Source organism: Sinorhizobium sp. 8-89, assembly GCF_030124325.1.
Classification (GTDB): domain Bacteria; phylum Pseudomonadota; class Alphaproteobacteria; order Rhizobiales; family Rhizobiaceae; genus Sinorhizobium.
The window spans coordinates 169,767-186,351 of the sequence record NZ_JASKLR010000005.1; the positions used below are offsets into that span (position 1 = coordinate 169,767).

16 protein-coding genes are annotated in these 16,585 nt (G+C 62.3%); 5 read left to right on the forward strand and 11 right to left on the reverse strand.

What is annotated here, in order from left to right; genetic code table 11:
- Positions 1–42 precede the first annotated feature (42 nt).
- The 7 genes from QN219_RS13100 to QN219_RS13130 form a co-directional block, all read right to left on the reverse strand.
- Positions 43–909, reverse strand: coding sequence for an RNA polymerase factor sigma-32 (locus QN219_RS13100; RefSeq protein WP_284000122.1), 867 nt, complete (start codon positions 907–909; stop codon positions 43–45).
- A gap of 425 nt (positions 910–1,334) precedes the next feature.
- Positions 1,335–1,904 carry a CarD family transcriptional regulator gene (locus tag QN219_RS13105; protein WP_284000123.1) on the reverse strand — a complete coding sequence of 190 codons (570 nt, stop codon included), beginning with the start codon at positions 1,902–1,904 and terminating at the stop codon, positions 1,335–1,337.
- A 411-nt stretch (positions 1,905–2,315) separates the two neighbouring features.
- On the reverse strand, positions 2,316–2,654 hold the full coding sequence (gene fdxA / locus QN219_RS13110; RefSeq protein WP_283977908.1) for a ferredoxin FdxA: 339 nt from the start codon (positions 2,652–2,654) through the stop codon (positions 2,316–2,318).
- Positions 2,655–2,953: 299 nt separating this feature from the next.
- Positions 2,954–3,367 carry an RNA-binding S4 domain-containing protein gene (locus QN219_RS13115; protein WP_284000125.1) on the reverse strand — a complete coding sequence of 138 codons (414 nt, stop codon included), beginning with the start codon at positions 3,365–3,367 and terminating at the stop codon, positions 2,954–2,956.
- Between the two features lie 7 nt (positions 3,368–3,374).
- Positions 3,375–6,341, reverse strand: a complete 2,967-nt coding sequence (locus tag QN219_RS13120) for a helicase-related protein (protein WP_284000296.1) — start codon at positions 6,339–6,341, stop codon at positions 3,375–3,377.
- Between the two features lie 698 nt (positions 6,342–7,039).
- Positions 7,040–7,765: a beta-ketoacyl-ACP reductase gene (locus QN219_RS13125; RefSeq protein ID WP_284000126.1), complete on the reverse strand. Its 726-nt coding sequence runs from the start codon at positions 7,763–7,765 to the stop codon at positions 7,040–7,042.
- A gap of 178 nt (positions 7,766–7,943) precedes the next feature.
- Positions 7,944–9,125, reverse strand: coding sequence for an acetyl-CoA C-acetyltransferase (locus QN219_RS13130; protein WP_284000127.1), 1,182 nt, complete (start codon positions 9,123–9,125; stop codon positions 7,944–7,946).
- Here QN219_RS13130 and QN219_RS13135 point away from each other — a divergent pair.
- Together QN219_RS13135 and phaR are read left to right on the forward strand one after the other, a co-directional pair.
- Positions 9,124–9,330: a hypothetical protein gene (locus QN219_RS13135; RefSeq protein WP_173508681.1), complete on the forward strand. Its 207-nt coding sequence runs from the start codon at positions 9,124–9,126 to the stop codon at positions 9,328–9,330. The genes QN219_RS13130 and QN219_RS13135 overlap by 2 nt on opposite strands.
- Before the next feature lie 19 nt (positions 9,331–9,349).
- Positions 9,350–9,928 carry a polyhydroxyalkanoate synthesis repressor PhaR gene (gene phaR, locus QN219_RS13140; protein WP_136505331.1) on the forward strand — a complete coding sequence of 193 codons (579 nt, stop codon included), beginning with the start codon at positions 9,350–9,352 and terminating at the stop codon, positions 9,926–9,928.
- A 220-nt stretch (positions 9,929–10,148) separates the two neighbouring features.
- On the opposite strand, the gene rpmF is transcribed toward phaR, so the two are convergent.
- The 3 genes from rpmF to mtgA all read right to left on the reverse strand — a co-directional run bounded on the left by rpmF (position 10,149) and on the right by mtgA (position 11,938).
- Complete coding sequence (gene rpmF, locus QN219_RS13145) at positions 10,149–10,334, reverse strand: 50S ribosomal protein L32 (RefSeq protein ID WP_012067326.1); 186 nt, start codon at positions 10,332–10,334, stop codon at positions 10,149–10,151.
- A gap of 177 nt (positions 10,335–10,511) precedes the next feature.
- On the reverse strand, positions 10,512–11,159 hold the full coding sequence (locus tag QN219_RS13150) for a glutathione S-transferase family protein (protein WP_284000129.1): 648 nt from the start codon (positions 11,157–11,159) through the stop codon (positions 10,512–10,514).
- Positions 11,160–11,236: 77 nt separating this feature from the next.
- Positions 11,237–11,938 (reverse strand): monofunctional biosynthetic peptidoglycan transglycosylase, encoded by a 702-nt coding sequence (mtgA, locus tag QN219_RS13155; protein WP_284000297.1) that lies wholly within the window; start codon positions 11,936–11,938, stop codon positions 11,237–11,239.
- Positions 11,939–12,242: 304 nt separating this feature from the next.
- Here mtgA and QN219_RS13160 point away from each other — a divergent pair, with 304 nt between their 5' ends.
- From QN219_RS13160 to QN219_RS13170, 3 genes are all read left to right on the forward strand, one after another.
- Positions 12,243–13,154 (forward strand): polyprenyl synthetase family protein, encoded by a 912-nt coding sequence (locus QN219_RS13160; protein WP_284000131.1) that lies wholly within the window; start codon positions 12,243–12,245, stop codon positions 13,152–13,154.
- A gap of 5 nt (positions 13,155–13,159) precedes the next feature.
- Positions 13,160–14,215, forward strand: coding sequence for a histidinol-phosphate transaminase (hisC, locus tag QN219_RS13165; RefSeq protein WP_284000132.1), 1,056 nt, complete (start codon positions 13,160–13,162; stop codon positions 14,213–14,215).
- 342 nt (positions 14,216–14,557) lie between these two features.
- Positions 14,558–15,199, forward strand: a complete 642-nt coding sequence (locus QN219_RS13170; RefSeq protein ID WP_284000134.1) for a LysE family translocator — start codon at positions 14,558–14,560, stop codon at positions 15,197–15,199.
- 67 nt (positions 15,200–15,266) lie between these two features.
- Here QN219_RS13170 and ispG read toward each other — a convergent pair whose 3' ends face one another.
- Complete coding sequence (gene ispG, locus QN219_RS13175) at positions 15,267–16,520, reverse strand: flavodoxin-dependent (E)-4-hydroxy-3-methylbut-2-enyl-diphosphate synthase (protein ID WP_284000135.1); 1,254 nt, start codon at positions 16,518–16,520, stop codon at positions 15,267–15,269.
- Between the last annotated feature and the right edge of the window lie 65 nt (positions 16,521–16,585).

The window sequence follows — 16,585 nt, forward strand, 5'->3', positions numbered from 1 at the left end:
CCATACGTCTGAAAAGACGCGTGGCGCTGCAAGCGCTGGCCGTCAGTGTATGCCGGATGTCAATGCCGGCGCCTTGGCAGCGAGTGCGGCGCGCAACTTTTCGAGCGCGCGGGTTTCGATCTGCCTGACGCGCTCCTTCGAGATGCCGAGGTCGACGCCGAGCTCCTCCAGAGTCGCGCCGTCTTCCGATAGACGGCGGGCGCGAATGATCTTCATCTCGCGCTCGCTCAGTTCGCCGAGGGCGATATGAAGCCAACGCCGGGCGCGCTCGCCGTCGATCATGTCGCTGACCTGTTCGTCGGGGAGCGGCGCTTCGCTCGCAAGAAAATCGAGCCGCTCGCCGCCGTCTGAATCGCCGTGGCCGACAGGGGCCTGCAGCGACGCATCGCTTCCGGACAGGCGCGCATCCATCGTCTGTACGTCGGCAAGGCTGACGCCGAGCGCTGCGGCAATCTCCTCATGCACCGCCTGCGAGGTCAGCTGCCTGTCTCCCTGGGCAAGGCGCGCGCGCAATCTCCGCAGGTTGAAGAACAGCGCCTTTTGCGCCGAGCTTGTGCCCCCGCGGACGATCGACCAGTTGCGCAGGACATAGTCCTGCATCGATGCGCGGATCCACCACGTGGCATAGGTCGAGAAGCGAACCTCCCGACTTGGCTCGAAACGTGCGGCGGCCTCCAGCAGGCCCACATGCCCTTCCTGGACGAGGTCGCTCATCGGCAACCCGAAGCTACGGAACTTGGCCGCCATGGCGATCACCAGGCGCATGTGCGACATGGCGATCTTGTTGCGCGCTTCCTGATCGTTGTCGTTCCTCCAGGCCTGCGCCAGCGCATGCTCCTCTTCCCGTTCGAGATAGGGCGCGTCCATGGCAATCTTTATCATGCGCCTGTCTGCTGTAAGGGTCTTCATCGATCGCTCCGTAGCTGGCGCCGGGCGCCGTTAACGATTGAACTCGAAGGGCCAAACGCTTGTCGGAGCATCCGGCGACAGGAACGGCGAGCGCTATGGTCGTGCTTGAAGAACCGATGCGGCGCCCTAAATCGAAGATACGAACCTGAAACGGTGAACCATCACAGAACCAAGGCCGTCCGGGCAGCAAAGGCGAACGCCTTCGCACCGGCCCTCCTAAACGCGCGCCAGCGCAAAAAGTTCCTCGCTTGCGGTGATTTCGGGATGATCGTTTCTGCAGAGATCCGATCGCCGGCCATGGCGCCCGCCGCGAGCCAAGCGGAAAAAGAAAAAGCCCGGCACGAGGGCCGGGCTTTTGGGTCGTGTCTTGCCGCAGTTTTAAATCGTCACCGATTTTAAGAGACGCAGCGTCGTAGGACAGTGGCTTAAGCGGCCTCGTCCTGGGTGTCCTCGTCGTCGATGGTCTTGCCGCGCTTCGGCCCCTTGTTCAGGTTTGCCTCCACGAGACGTACCGCCTCCGTTTCCGACATCTTGTTCACGGCAGCGATTTCGCGCGCCATGCGATCAAGGGCGGCTTCATAAAGCTGGCGTTCGGAATAGGACTGCTCCGGCTGGTTTTCCGCGCGGTAAAGATCGCGCACCACTTCCGCGATGGAGATGAGATCGCCGGAATTGATCTTGGCATCGTATTCCTGGGCACGACGGGACCACATGGTCCGCTTCACGCGTGCCTTGCCCTGCACGACCTTCAGCGCACGATCGACGAAATCGGTTTCGGACAGCTTGCGCATGCCGATCGTGACGGCCTTCGCCACCGGCACTTTGAGACGCATCTTGTCCTTCTCGAAATCGATGACAAAAAGCTCGAGCTTCATGCCAGCGACTTCCTGCTCCTCAATCGCAACGATCTGGCCAACACCGTGTGCCGGATAAACGATCGATTCACCGGTCTTGAAGCCTTGGCGCGTTGAAGATTTTTTCTGCTGGGTCGTCATTCGTTTCAAAAACTCCCTATTGCGCACCCGGCCTCTCAAAGGCCGGGGCCGGGTCGGTCAGGCCCGGGATAGACGGGGATACCGCCGGTGGGGTCAATCCTGGTCCGTCCAACGGAACGCAAACAGCCTCGTGTATCGCGGTCGCAAGCAACGGTACGTTGCGTATTTGGGAAGAGCCGCGCCGTGGAGATCGTTTGCTTTCGTGATGGTTTTCGGGCGCGCAAAAACACCCTCGGTGGATCAGTAATGGGAAGCTATCACAAAAAAGCGCGCAAATCAATAATTTGCTGCATGGCAGCGATCAGGCGGCCATGCTGGCGATTGTGAGGCTGAGGCCGGATTTCCCCAGGTTTCGGCCCTCGCTTTATATCCGTTCCTCAGCGTCGGCGAACCGAGCACGGGCGACTGCCGTCAGTCGCCCTGTCCCGGCTCGGAGGAGAAATACTTCTCGTATTTCCCGTCGACGCCATCCATCTCCTTGGCCTCCGGCAGCGGATCCCGCTTCACCGTGATATTCGGCCACTTCGTGGAAAAATCAGCGTTCAATTTCAACCACATGTCGAGACCCGGCTCAGTGTCCGGCTTGATCGCATTGGCAGGACATTCCGGCTCGCACACGCCGCAATCAATGCACTCATCAGGGTGGATGACGAGGAAATTCTCCCCTTCATAGAAGCAGTCCACCGGGCAGACTTCCACGCAGTCCGTATACTTGCAGCGAATGCAATTGTCGGTCACGACATACGTCATGAGGTACTCCAGCCAATGCTCACATTTGATGGCAGACGGCAATCAATGGTGATTCTCGTCCTCCATGCATGCTAGGAATGTCCGGCGCGCATAGCTGCCGGACGAGACCCGAATGCCACTCAACGTGGCTTGTCAGGTAAAGGCTTTGGATGGCCATTGCAAGAATAATCCATGCGCCATTTGCCGGGAAGCGGGCAGGTTTTTCTAGAGCGGGATGATTTTCGCTTGCTTCGGTCCAAAACCGCGGATGCGGCCGATTTCCGCAGGCGCGACGGCACGGAAACCGCCTGCTGGCGAGCTCAGTCGTCGTGCTCGCCGAGGTCCGGCTTGAGGCGATCCATCTCGCGACGTTCCCGCTTCGTCGGACGCCCCGCGCCTCGTTCGCGCGTTGCTTGCTCGAAGGCCGTGAGCCTCTGGGAGGAGGCCGGCGGCGTCAGATCCTCGTAGAGCAGGCGGGCCTCCTCGTAAGGCCCTCGCCGTATTCCAGGCAAGAGCACGCGAACGACGATATCTCGCCGCTCCAGCGACAATTCGAGCGTATCGCCCGCCTTTATTTGAGCGGAGGATTGCGTCACCCGCGCGCCATTGACCGCGACATGACCGGATTCGATCGCCTTTTGGGCGAGCGAGCGCGATTTGATCAGCCGCGCGAAGAACAGCCACTTGTCGAGCCGCTGACGGGATGCGGGCGCGGACGTCGGCTGTTTCTCCATTGTATTCCTACTTTTTCAGTTGCTCCTTGAGAGCGGCAAGCTTGGCAAAGGGCGAATCCGGATCCAGCGGCTTTTCCTTGCGCGGCGGGCGCCCCTCGAACTTCTGGCCGCCCGGCTTGCCGCCCCGATCATGCCGGTCGGGCCTATCCTTGCGCTGGCCGCCAGCCGGTCTGCTCTCCTGTGCCTTGCCGCGCATGGGCGCTCCGCCCTTGCGGCCACCTTCCCTGCCTTCGCCCTGACCGTGCCGCTGGCCGCCGCGGCGTTGATCACCCTGATGGCGACCGCCCTGACGCTGGTTGTCCTGGCGCGTGCCGGGACGCCAAAGGAGCACGAGCTTGGCTTCGGCAGGCTCTTCCGCTTGGATCGCTTCAGCCGGCGCGTCGCCGGTTGCTTCGGCTGCCGGAGCGTCCGCCTGTTCCGTATCGGCCGGTTCGCCCTCCGCTTTTGCGTCCGCATCGGCGCTTTCGGTCTCAACGCTTTCGGCCGGCGTCTCCGAAGAGGCCACTTCGCCCCGTTGGCTTGCAAGGAACGCAGCCGCCTCTTCGGCGGTCACGCTGTCGGCGCGATAACCAAGGCCCTTGAGAATCTCTTCCATGTCGTCAGGCGTTGCGCCGAGAATGGACAACATCGAGGTCGTCGCCATGAAACGGCGGCCATCATAGGCGCCTTCCGGACGCGGCTCGACGCCGGGTTTCCATTGCAGCAACGGGCGGATGAGATCGGCGAGCCGCTCGAGGATGTCGATCCGCACAGCCCGTTTGCCGAGAAACCGGAAGCCCGCGAGCTTGTAGAACGTCCGCTCGAACGACGGATCGGTGACGACAGAGGTACGGCCGGCTGCAAGCATCGGAATGAGTTCGCCGTAGCCGGGCTTGTCGAGCCCGTCGTTCTTCAATGCCCAGAGCAGCGTGATCAGCTCCGCCGGCGCCGGCTTCAAGAGAGCCGGCAGGAAGATATGATAGGCGCCGAAGCGAACGCCATATTTGCGGATAGACGCGCGGCCGTCCTGGTCGAGCGACTTCACCTCCTCGGCGACGTCGCGACGGAAAAGCACGCCGAGATTCTCGACGAGCTGGAAGGCCAGGCCCTTGGCGAGACCTTCGAGGTCCTCCGCCCGGGAAATGTCGTCAAGCGGCTTCAGCACCGTGCCGATATGGTGATTGACGAACCGTTCGATCCGAACCAGCACATGCTCGCGGGCATTGGCCTGGAGCTGTTCGTCCGCGAGCAGAATGACGCGGGGACGCATGACGTGGTCACTGGCGGTAAGCCGCGCCACGGGATCGCCGAGCCAACGCACGAGGCCGTCCGACGAAAGCGCCAGATCACCGTTGCCGGCCGCGTGCAGGCGGGCAGCCCGCGCCTCGAATTCAAGCGCAAGCGCCTTCTGGGCAGCGCCCTGGACGGCCTTCGCATCCGACCCCTCGCCACCGGCCGCCAACGTGAACCGGAACCCGGTCAATTGGCCTACGTGGTGTCCCTCGACGAAGACATCACCATTCACACTGATTTCAGCTTCCAGCATCGCATTCTCTCTCAGGCGCTTCATGAGCACAGATGTCCTGCGATCAACAAAGCGTTTCGTCAACCTTTCATGTAGCGCGTCGGACAATCGATCTTCAATTTCCCGCGTCTTTTCTTGCCAGTGTGTCGGATCGGCAAGCCATCCGGGCCGATTGGACACATAGGTCCAGGTCCTGATCTGCGCAATTCGCGCCGAAAGTGTGTCAATCTCGCCGTCGGTGTGATCCGCGCGGCGGACCTGCTCGGCCATGAAGTCTTCGTTGACCGTGCCCTCGCGAATGAGATCGGCGTAGATCGTCGAAATCAGGTCGGCGTGCTGCGCCGGCGTTATGCGCCGGTAGTCGGGCAGCGCACAGGCTTCCCAGAGCGTCTCGACCCGCTCGGCCGTGGTCGCGACGTCAACGATCTCGGGGTAACGCATGAGATGCTCGAGCGCCTGCTGATCGACGGCCGGAAGCGCGCGCGTCAGACCAGCAACAGCCGGCGCCGCCTCGAGGCTTTTCTTGAGCGCCTTCAGCGAGGAATAGTCGACCGCCTTCGAGCGCCATTGCAAGACCTTGACGGTATCGAATTCGTGCGACTCCATCCGATGCACAAGTTCGTTGTCGAAGGGATCGACGCGTCCGGTGACGCCGAACGTGCCGTCCCGTACGTGCCGGCCCGCCCGTCCTGCGACCTGGGCGAGCTCTGCCGGGTTGAGATTCCGATACTGATAGCCGTCGAACTTCCGGTCCTGCGCGAAGGCGACATGGTCGACGTCGAGATTGAGTCCCATGCCAATGGCATCGGTCGCCACCAGGTACTCGACGTCTCCCTCCTGATAGAGCGCGACCTGGGCGTTGCGGGTGCGCGGCGAAAGCGCCCCAAGCACGACGGCGGCGCCGCCGCGCTGTCGCCGGATAAGCTCGGCGATCGCATAGACCTCGTCCGCCGAGAAAGCGACGATTGCGGAACGATGCGGGAGCCGCGTGATCTTTTTCGACCCGGCGTAGAGAAGCTGCGACAGGCGCGGGCGCTCGATGATCGTGATCCCCGGCAAAAGCTGCTGGAGGATCGGCCGCATCGTCGCGGCACCGAGCAGCAGCGTTTCCCCACGGCCGCGCAGATGCAGCAGGCGGTCGGTGAAGATGTGGCCACGCTCCAGGTCGGCGGCAAGCTGCACCTCGTCGATTGCGACGAACGACGCCGTCGTCTCGCGCGGCATGGCTTCGACCGTGCAGACCGAATAACGCGCCCGGTGCGGCGCGATCTTCTCCTCGCCGGTGATCAGCGCGACGTTATGGTGGCCGACCTTCTCGACGAGACGCGTATAGACCTCGCGCGCGAGCAGACGCAGCGGCAGACCGATGACGCCGCTGTCATGCGCAACCATGCGCTCGATCGCATAGTGTGTCTTGCCGGTGTTGGTTGGTCCGAGCACCGCGGTCACGCCGCGACCACTCAGGATCATGGATTGAAAGGACACTTCATCGATCCCGGGCATTCTCAACGAGCCGGCGCGCCTTCGCGTGCCGGCGGGGAACACATGCCCACGCTCCGGGGCAAACGCAAGGGGCGCGAGCAATTAAAACCACTTACGGCCCCCTCCGGGAGCCATATTTCGTGCCTCCACATTAACACTTGGAACAGCGGTGGAACGAATCAGCGACGAATCGCTGACTCACGCCGATTCACTGTATGTTCACGGCTACATGTAGTTCGCCAGAGCAAGAGTCGCACCACATGCTGAATCTTCTGGAACATCGTGCAAACCGATGCCCTCGGCGGCGTTAATGTTTCCTTCCAGATTGTTAATCGCCATCAAGGATTCGGAATCCAAGACTCTGGAAAGTTTAGAAAATTTTAACCCGGATTCGTCTGCGGACTCGGCGAATCAAGGAATGAGAATCGTCACCTTAACCTTTCGATCAAAGCCGGAACGAATCGGCGACGAATCGCTGACACGACTACTTTCCCGTTTTGTTCACCACAACATATAGGGGCTAAGGTGCCTTCGGGACAATAGAATCATGGCTCGTTTTTTCGAGATCCGAGCACCGCGCGACTGCGCTGTTAACATTTGGTCGAGCGATCCTGCCTGCGGTCAGAAAACAAATGCGGCGCCTGAAAGGGCGCCGCGAGAGATGATGTGTTTTGTCTCGCCCGTTGTCAGACGAAGAACTGGCCGCCATTGGCCGAAATCGTCGAACCGGTGATGAAACCGGCGTCGTCCGACGCCAGGAACACGACGCAACGGGCGATTTCTTCCGGTTCGCCGAGACGCCCGACGGGGATCTGCGGAATGATGCGTTCGTTGAGCACCTTTTCCGGTACGGCCCTGACCATCTCCGTGCCGATATAGCCCGGGCAGATCGCGTTGACGGTGATTCCCTTTGCCGCCCCTTCCTGCGCCAGCGCCTTGGTGAAGCCGAGATCGCCCGCCTTCGCCGCGGAATAATTCGCCTGGCCCATCTGCCCTTTCTGACCGTTGATCGAGGAGATGTTGATGACGCGTCCGAAGCCGCGGTCACGCATGCCCGACCAGAGCGGATGCGTCATGTTGAAGAGACCGGTCAGATTGGTGCTGATCACTTCGCCCCATTGTTCCGGCGTCATCTTGTGGAACATCGCATCACGGGTGATGCCGGCATTGTTGACGAGAACGTCGACCGGTCCGAGATCGGCCTCCACCTGCGCGATACCGTCGGCGCAGGCCCGATAGTTGGAGACATCCCATTTGTAGACGGGGATGCCGGCCTCCTGCTTGAAGGCCTGGGCCTTCTCGTCATTGCCGGCATAGTTCGCTGCCACCTTGTATCCCGCCGCTTTCAAAGCCACCGAAATGGCTGCACCGATCCCGCGGGATCCACCCGTAACCAACGCTACCCTGCTCATGCTCGCCTCCCACAAGGTTGATTTCAATTTTGCATAGGTAATCCGCACGCGGCCCGGCATAGACGGGCCACATGTGCTCGATCAATTTCGCGGATGTCACATGGGGACAGCAGGCCGGAAGACCGGCAAATGCACCGGAAAACTTTTCCGCCGGCCCGCTGCATATTACCGCGGCCGGTTACAGGCGCTCGACGCACATCGCGACGCCCATGCCGCCACCGATGCACAAGGTGGCGAGGCCCTTGGAAACGCCGCGCCGCTTCATCTCGAAGAGCAACGTGTTGAGAACGCGGGCACCGGACGCGCCGATCGGATGGCCGATCGCGATCGCACCGCCATTGACGTTGACGATCGACGGATCCCAGCCGAGGTCCTTGTTGACAGCACAGGCCTGTGCCGCGAAGGCTTCGTTCGCCTCCACAAGCTGCACGTCGCCGACCGACCAGCCGGCCTTTTCCAGTGCCTTGCGGGAAGCGGGGATCGGCCCGGTACCCATGACCTGCGGGTCGACACCGGCCGTTGCCCAGGAAACGATGCGGGCAAGCGGCTGAATGCCGCGCTTTTCCGCCTCCGCTTCGGTCATCAAGAGCGTCGCGGCCGCGCCATCGTTCAAGCCGGACGCGTTTCCGGCAGTCACCGTTCCCTCCTTGTCGAAGGCGGGGCGAAGCTTGGCCATCGAATCGAGCGTCGCGCCGTGACGGATGTATTCGTCCTGATCGACCGTCACATCTCCCTTACGGGTCTTCACGATGAAGGGCACGATCTCGTCGGCGAAACGACCGGCCTTCTGCGCGGCTTCAGCCTTGTTCTGCGAAGCAAGCGCGAATTCGTCCTGCTCTTCGCGGGTAAGCTGCCACTTTCGCGCGACGTTCTCGGCGGTGATGCCCATGTGGTAGCCGTAGAAGGCGTCCGTCAGGCCGTCCTTGATCATCGTGTCGATCATCTTGAAGTCGCCCATTTTCACGCCGCCGCGAAGGTGTGCGCAATGCGGCGCCATCGACATCGACTCCATGCCGCCCGCCACGATGATATCCGCATCGCCGGTGACGATCTGCTGCATGCCGAGCGCGACGGCCCGCAGGCCCGAACCGCAAAGCTGGTTCATGCCCCAAGCCGTCTTTTCCTGCGGGATACCCGCCTTCATCGCGGCCTGACGCGCCGGGTTCTGCCCTTCGCCGGCGGGAAGAACCTGGCCGAGGATCACCTCGTCCACCTCTGCCGCAGCGACGCCCGCCCGCTCGAGCACCGCCTTGATGACACCGGCGCCCAGCTCGTGCGCCGTTGTGTTGCCGAAGGCACCGTTAAAGGATCCGACGGCGGTGCGGGCCGCGCTGGCGATCACGACGGAGGGATTGCTCATGGGACGTTTCCTCATATTTCGTTTGCCTGATGCAAGCAGACTGGCAAAGCCTGGAGCGCAAGTCAAACGCCTTGATGCGCTGCCGCAAAAGCTTCACGCTTCGCGCGAGCACCATATTTCGCACGTGCGTCGCCGCATTGCACAAAGAGATTGTCAGAGCCTCGATTTTGCGGATACTCTGAAAAATACAATAAAGACGGGATGATGGGTAAGAGGAGACCCTGATGGCGAAGAACGAAGGCCAGATCGTTATCAAGAAATATGCGAACCGGCGCCTCTACAATACCGGCACCAGCACCTATGTAACCCTCGACGACCTGGCCGTGATGGTAAAGAAGGGTGAGGAATTCGTGGTGCAGGACGCCAAGTCCGGCGAAGACATCACCCACTCCGTGCTGACCCAGATCATCTTCGAGCAGGAATCGAAGACCGGCAACACGCTTCTGCCGATTTCCTTCCTGCGCCAGCTGATTTCCTTCTACGGCGACCAGATGCAGATGGTGGTGCCGAGCTACCTCGAACACTCGATGCAGGCCTTCACCGAACAGCAGGCGCAGATGCGCGAGCAGATCAACAAGGCGTTCGGCGACACACCGCTCGGCAAGAACCTGCAGGTGCCGCTGCAATTGGTCGAGGAGCAGGTGCGGCGGAACACCGAAATGTTCCATCAGGCCATGCAGATGTTCTCGCCCTTCATGGCGGCCCCGCCGGCCAAGGAAACGAAAAAAGCCGAGGCGAAGGATATCGACGAGCTCAAGGAACAGTTGCGCGCGCTCCAGACGAAGCTCGACAATCTCGGCTGACCTCCCGGGCACCCGATCGAAGCGTTACACCCGGATCGCGAAGAGCCGGGATCAACGGTCCAAAATCGCAAACGGGGCGATTTCCAAGAGATGAGAGCGGGAATACGGCGGCGGCCGGTGGGCTTCCTCCGGATTTCGTGCGTGCGCCAAGGGCGGAGATGCGGCAAAGAAAAAGGGCCGGCAAAGCCAGCCCTTGAACTTCATCAGCGAACGGCAGCGCTTATGCGCTTTCCTTCGGCGTCAGAACCTGACGACCGCGGTACATGCCGGTCTTCAGGTCGATGTGGTGCGGACGGCGCAGTTCGCCGGAGTTCTTGTCTTCGATGTAGGTCGGAGCCTTGAGGGCGTCAGCGGAACGGCGCATGCCACGCTTGGACGGGCTCGTTTTTCTTTTCGGTACAGCCATTTCATTCTCCACTTATCGGGCAAAACACTGTTCAGCAGCCGAAAATGGCCGGGTCAAACAGATGTCGATCTCGGAATTTCGCGCGCTTATACATGGCCAACCGCAGTTTGACCAGTCCCCGCACACAAATTTTCGATTCGAGACGGGAACGGAGCGCCCGCCCGCTCCTCGTCAGCGTCAGGCTTCGTCCTCCGGCACGATCCAGGGTTCGGCCCTCGCCGCTTCCTCCCATTTGCGGAAGGCCGGGTGCGTCTTGACGGCATCCATATAGGCGAGCGTGCCGGGCGCGGTCACCAGGTCGTAGACGTCGAAACGGTTGACAACCGGGGCAAACATCGCGTCCGCCGCGGTAAAGCCGCCGAAGAGGAACGGTCCGCCGGAGCCGGCGATTGCCTCCCGCCAGATTTCCTCGATTCGTGCGACGTCGGCCGCGACCCCGTCCGGCAGCGCAATCGCCTTTCTCGGGCGCCGGATGTTCATCGGGCAGGCGCCGCGCAGAGCGCGAAAGCCGGAGAGCATTTCCATCGCATAGCTGCGAGCGCGGGCGCGATCTTCCCGGTTCTCGGGCCAGAGGCCGGCCTCGGGGAAAAGTTCCGCCACATATTCGATGATCGACAGCGATTCCCACACGCGGACATCGCCATGATGGAGCACCGGCACACGGCCCGTCGGCGAAATCTCACGGAAGCGCGGATTTCCGGCAGGAAAATCGAAGGGAATGACGACGTCCTCGAATGGAACCCCGCAGGCTTCCAGCGCCAGCCACGGTCGAAGCGACCAGGAGGAATAGTTCTTGTTACCTATATAAAGGACGAGCTTCGTCATGCGCGTGTCTCCCACCAGCTTTTCAGGCGGCAGGCTTGCCACATCAGCGGCGGCGAGACCAATGAATTGCTGTCATCTCAGTCATAAAGGCATGTGATGTAACCGCCGGAGCGGCTGGCGCGCCGCTCGATGACCGATGCAAGCCGCCTTAAGCCCCGTGCGGGTTTGCCCGCATTGCGGTCGATCGGGTTGGGCAGCGACACCGCCAGCAAGGCGGCCTGACGGCGCGAAAGCTTCGCCGCCGAAACGCCGAAATGGTGCCTCGCGGCGGCCTCGATGCCATAGATGCCGTCGCCCCATTCGGCGACGTTCAGGTAGATCTCCATCATGCGCCGCTTGCTCCAGACGAAATCAGCCGCGATCGCGAGCGGCAGTTCCATCGCCTTGCGGACGAAGGAGCGGCCATTCCAGAGAAAAAGGTTCTTGACCGTCTGCATCGGGATCGTGCTGGCGCCGCGCGTCTGCTCACCGTCCAGCGCATCCTCGACGACGCCGCGCATCTGGTTCCAGTCGATCCCGGCATGGGCGCAGAACTGCCCATCCTCAGACATCATCACCGACTGAACGAGCACCGGCGCGATGTCGTCGAACTCTACCCATTGCCGATCATAGCCGCGCAGGAGCACAAGATCGCGCAGCATCAGCGTCGAGACCGGATGCACGAAGTCCAGCAGATAGAAGACGATCAGCACATAGGGCAACACGAGGAGGGAAAGGACGGCAAGAACGAGACGGCGGCACCTCGCCCGCCATGTGGCGGACCAGCGACTGGTGGACATCCCGCTCTCCTCCAACGCTTCCGGAACGACGTCCATGCCCTGACTGTCCACCTCTTTGTCCATCCGCCTCTCTTATTTCATGGGCAAGCAAAGTTGAATGGTCTTTCTGGCAAAAGGCAAGTCGCTGGCACACTCATCCAAAGGCAAAGCACTACCGCCGCGTCCAATCGGACGCGCTAACGTCGCAGTAGCACCTTGAAGTGCTGCATGATTCCTTAGATCGATTCGGATTTAAGGAATCATGCAGGCACTGCGACGCGAATGCCCGTTGAAAGCTGCTCTTGTGCATGCCAAAGAGCGCTGCATGAAAGAGACATCATCCTTCTCCGCTCACCTGAAGGCCAATGCGCTTGCGGTGGAAGAGCTGCTTTCCAAGCTTCTGGGGCCGGTCGTCGGCGTCGATGAAATTGCGCGCCCCGCGAACCTGCTTGCCGCCATGCGCCATGGCGTGCTCAACGGCGGAAAGCGTCTGCGGCCCTTTCTCGTGAGCGAGTGCACCGCGCTTCTCGGCGGCGATACCGATGCGGGGCTCAGGATCGGCGCCGCACTTGAATGCGTGCATTGCTACTCGCTCGTCCACGACGACCTGCCGGCGATGGATGATGACGACTTGAGACGCGGCCAGCCGACGGTGCACATCGCCTTCGACGAGGCGACCGCCATTCTGGCCGGCGACAGCCTGCTGACATTCGCCTTCGACATCATCGCCGCGCCGCAGACACCGCTTTCCGACCGGCAGAAGACGGCGCTGATACTGGCGCTAGCGCGTGCCTCCGGGCACGGCGGCATGGCCGGCGGACAAGCGCTTGACCTCGCAGCCGAGAAGAAGCCGCCGGACGGGGCCGGCATTGTCACGCTGCAAGCGATGAAGACCGGGGCGCTCATTCGTTTCGCCTGCGAGGCGGGCGCGATCATCGCCGATGCGTCAGACGAAGATCGGCGGCGGCTGCGCGCCTTCGGCGAAAAGATCGGCCTCGCCTTCCAGCTCGCCGACGACCTGCTCGATCTGACGGCGGATGCGGAGGCGATGGGGAAGGCTACCGGCAAGGACGCCGCACGCGGCAAGGGTACGCTCGTCGCCCTTCATGGCCAAGCCTGGGCCGAGCGTGAACTCGATGAACTGGTGGCACAGGCGGAAAATCTGCTCCAGCCCTATGGCGCGCGCTCGGCCATGCTCGTCGAGACAGCCCGCTTCATCGCCAACCGCAGGAGTTAGAGCCCGTGAGCAAATACTGGTCGCCGATCGTCTCCACGCTTAAACCCTATGTTCCGGGCGAACAGCCGCGCATGGCGAATCTCGTCAAACTGAACACCAACGAAAACCCCTATGCGCCTTCAGAAAAGGTGATCGAAGCGATCCGGGGGGCCGCCAGCGCCGATCTCAGGCTCTATCCGGATCCGCTCGCGCTCGACCTCAGGCAAGCGATTGCCGCGCGATATGGCGTGGCAGCCGAGCAAGTGTTCGTCGGCAACGGCTCGGACGAGGTACTGGCCCACACCTTCGCGGCACTCCTGAAGCACGACAAACCGCTTCTCTATCCCGACATTTCCTACAGCTTCTATCCGACCTATGCGGGCCTCTTCGGCATCGACGCCATCGAGGTGCCGCTCGACGCCGCCTTCCGCGTCGTCGTCGCCGACTACCGCCGCCCGGCGGGCGCGATCACTCTTCCCAATCCGAACGCACCAACGGGGATCGGCCTGCCGCTCGCCGAGATCGAAGCTTTGGTCGCGGAACACCCTGACCAGCCGGTGGTGATCGACGAGGCCTATATCGATTTCGGCGGCGAATCCGCGGCCGTGCTCGTGCCAAAATACGACAACCTGCTCGTCGTACAGACCTTTTCCAAATCCAGGGCGCTTGCCGGCTTGCGGGTCGGCTTCGCGATCGGCCAGCGGCCGCTGATCGAGGCCTTGGAACGCGTCAAGGACAGTTTCAATTCCTATCCCCTCGGTCGAGCGGCCCAGGCTGGCGCCACCGCCGCGATCAAGGACGAGGCGTGGTTCGAGACGACGCGCGGCAAGATCGTAGCTTCGCGCGGACAATTGACCCGCGATCTCGGGAATCGTGGCTTCGAGGTCCTGCCGTCACAGGCAAACTTCGTCTTCGCTTGCCATCCGGGTCACACCGGCCAGGAGCTGGCCGCAAAACTGCGCGAGCGCGCCGTCATCGTCCGCCATTTCGCCAAGCCGCGGATTTCAGATTTCCTGCGTATCACCATCGGCACCGACGCGGAATGCGCAAGACTGGTCGCGGCGCTCGACGAGATTCTGTGACACTTGGAACTGGATCGGACGGGGCAGCGCCAACCGGCGAACGGCTCGTTTTCCCCTCACTCTGAACCTCTCTCCGCACGCGGGGAGAGGGGACTTGGTCGCGCGGCATACCCTTTGCGGGGCCTGTTGGCGAGAGCGGGTGAGGGGGCGCCGCGAGTCCCCTTCGCCCGCTTGCGGGGAGAAGGTGGCCAGCGGCCGGATGAGGGGGAGCCGATGGCACTGCGCCCCTTTTCCCGCCCGCGGCCCGAGCGGCATGGGCGAAGCGGTTCGAGACCCCGCTCCAGTTGGCATCCACGGAAGCCTCGGGTACTGTTCGCCCAAACCACAGCCGGACGCCGCACCATGCTCGACCTCACGCCTTATCTTCCGCAGCTTCTGGTCGCCTGGACGGCCTACACCATAGCGGTCGTATCGCCGGGGCCGGCGGTCCTGGCGATCATCGCGACGTCCGTGAGCCACGGACGAAAGGCGGGCCTGGCGCTCGCCCTCGGCGTGCTGAGCGGCAGCTACACCTGGGCGATGCTGACGGCCTCGGGCCTCTCGGCACTGATCCGGACCTATGGGCAAGCGATCATCTTTCTGAAAATCGCCGGTGCCTGCTATCTCTTCTGGCTTGCCTATAATGCGTTCAAGGCGGCCATGCGCAGCGAGGCGTCGCAAGCGGCCGCCCGGGCTCCGCTGCGGATGTCGTTGAAGAAACTCTATCTCAAGGGGCTCGGCATCCACTTGACCAATCCCAAGGCGATCTTCGCCTGGATCATGCTGGTCTCGCTCGGCATGCCGGAAGGGGCGCCGGTCGCCGTCACCGCCGCTTTCATCGGCGGCTGCATGCTGATCGGCCTCGTCGCCTTCTGCGGCTTCGCGATCGTCTTCTCGCTCTCGCCGGTCCACCGCGCCTATCTCAAATCGCGGCGCGTGATCGAAAGCCTCATGGCCGGTTTCTTCGCCTTCGCCGGCCTGAAGCTGCTGACGGCGCGGCTTTGATTTAGATTGGATAAACGCGGGACGCGCGCGGAAAACCGCTTCACACTTTTCCTCGTCCCGCTCTGGACTATTCCGCGGCCGCCTGGCCGCGGCCGTAGCGCTTCTCGATATAGTCGGCGACGAGAAGCTGGAATTCCTCCGCTATCTTCGGTCCGCGCAGCGTCATCGCCTTCTGGCCGTCGATGAAGACGGGTGCCGCCGGCGTCTCGCCGGTTCCGGGAAGCGAAATGCCGATATCGGCATGCTTGCTTTCGCCCGGGCCATTAACGATGCAGCCCATGACGGCGACCTTCAGCGCCTCGACGCCCGGATATTTCTTGCGCCAGACCGGCATGCTTGCGCGGATATCCTCCTGAATCTTCTGGGCGAGTTCCTGGAAGACCGTTGACGTCGTCCGGCCGCAGCCGGGACAGGCGGCAACCACGGGAATGAACTGGCGGAAGCCCATGACCTGCAAAAGTTCCTGCGCCACCTGCACCTCGCGCGTGCGATCGCCGCCCGGTTCCGGGGTCAGCGAAATGCGGATGGTGTCGCCGATGCCCTGCTGCATCAGGATGCCGAGCGAGGCGGAGGACGCGACGATCCCCTTAGTGCCCATGCCGGCTTCGGTAAGCCCGAGATGGAGCGCGTGGTCCGAACGGGCGGCGAGCATCGCATAGACGGCGATCAGGTCCTGCACGCCCGAAACCTTGGCGGAAAGGATGATGCGGTTGCGCGGCAGGCCGAGCTCTTCGGCAAGCTCCGCCGAGAGAAGCGCCGACTGCACGATCGTCTCGCGCGTCACCTGCTGCGCCGTGAGCGGCGAGCCGTTGGCCTGGTTCTCGTCCATCAGCCGCGTCAGCAGTTCCTGATCGAGCGAACCCCAGTTGACGCCGATGCGCACCGGCTTGTCGTAGCGCATCGCCATCTCGATGATCTCGGCGAACTGCTTGTCCTTCTTGTCCTTGAATCCGACGTTGCCCGGATTGATGCGGTATTTCGCCAACGCCTCGGCGCAGGCCGGATGGTCGGCCAAGAGCTTGTGCCCGATATAGTGGAAGTCGCCGACAAGCGGCACGTCCATGCCGAGGCGCAGCAACCGCTCGCGGATCCTCGGCACCGCCGCGGCACTTTCGTCGCGATCGACCGTGATGCGCACCAGTTCGGAACCGGCCTTGTGAAGGGCTGCCACTTGCGCCACCGTCTGATCGACGTCGGCAGTATCCGTGTTCGTCATCGACTGGACGACGACCGGCGCGCCGCCGCCGACGATCACGCCGCCAACGTCGACGGCGACGGAAGCGCGGCGCGGCTGTGGCTCGAAATCGAAGGCAGAAGACATTTAGGCCTCTTCTTGGGTCCGTTTGTCGCGGCGGAATGCGGACGGAGAACCGCTTCACCGCTTTC

What these genes read in the sequence shown, in the direction of transcription:
- fdxA (WP_283977908.1), bottom strand. Translation starts at nt 2,654, where the DNA reads ATGACGTATGTCGTGACCGACAATTGCATTCGCTGCAAGTATACGGAC.
- phaR (WP_136505331.1), top strand. Translation starts at nt 9,350, where the DNA reads ATGGCGAAGAACGAAGGCCAGATCGTTATCAAGAAATATGCGAACCGG.
- QN219_RS13100 (WP_284000122.1), bottom strand. Translation starts at nt 909, where the DNA reads ATGAAGACCCTTACAGCAGACAGGCGCATGATAAAGATTGCCATGGAC.
- QN219_RS13115 (WP_284000125.1), bottom strand. Translation starts at nt 3,367, where the DNA reads ATGGAGAAACAGCCGACGTCCGCGCCCGCATCCCGTCAGCGGCTCGAC.
- ispG (WP_284000135.1), bottom strand. Translation starts at nt 16,520, where the DNA reads ATGTCTTCTGCCTTCGATTTCGAGCCACAGCCGCGCCGCGCTTCCGTC.
- QN219_RS13125 (WP_284000126.1), bottom strand. Translation starts at nt 7,765, where the DNA reads ATGAGCAGGGTAGCGTTGGTTACGGGTGGATCCCGCGGGATCGGTGCA.
- mtgA (WP_284000297.1), bottom strand. Translation starts at nt 11,938, where the DNA reads ATGTCCACCAGTCGCTGGTCCGCCACATGGCGGGCGAGGTGCCGCCGT.
- QN219_RS13130 (WP_284000127.1), bottom strand. Translation starts at nt 9,125, where the DNA reads ATGAGCAATCCCTCCGTCGTGATCGCCAGCGCGGCCCGCACCGCCGTC.
- QN219_RS13135 (WP_173508681.1), top strand. Translation starts at nt 9,124, where the DNA reads ATGGGACGTTTCCTCATATTTCGTTTGCCTGATGCAAGCAGACTGGCA.
- QN219_RS13170 (WP_284000134.1), top strand. Translation starts at nt 14,558, where the DNA reads ATGCTCGACCTCACGCCTTATCTTCCGCAGCTTCTGGTCGCCTGGACG.
- QN219_RS13120 (WP_284000296.1), bottom strand. Translation starts at nt 6,341, where the DNA reads ATGATCCTGAGTGGTCGCGGCGTGACCGCGGTGCTCGGACCAACCAAC.
- rpmF (WP_012067326.1), bottom strand. Translation starts at nt 10,334, where the DNA reads ATGGCTGTACCGAAAAGAAAAACGAGCCCGTCCAAGCGTGGCATGCGC.
- QN219_RS13160 (WP_284000131.1), top strand. Translation starts at nt 12,243, where the DNA reads ATGAAAGAGACATCATCCTTCTCCGCTCACCTGAAGGCCAATGCGCTT.
- QN219_RS13105 (WP_284000123.1), bottom strand. Translation starts at nt 1,904, where the DNA reads ATGACGACCCAGCAGAAAAAATCTTCAACGCGCCAAGGCTTCAAGACC.
- QN219_RS13150 (WP_284000129.1), bottom strand. Translation starts at nt 11,159, where the DNA reads ATGACGAAGCTCGTCCTTTATATAGGTAACAAGAACTATTCCTCCTGG.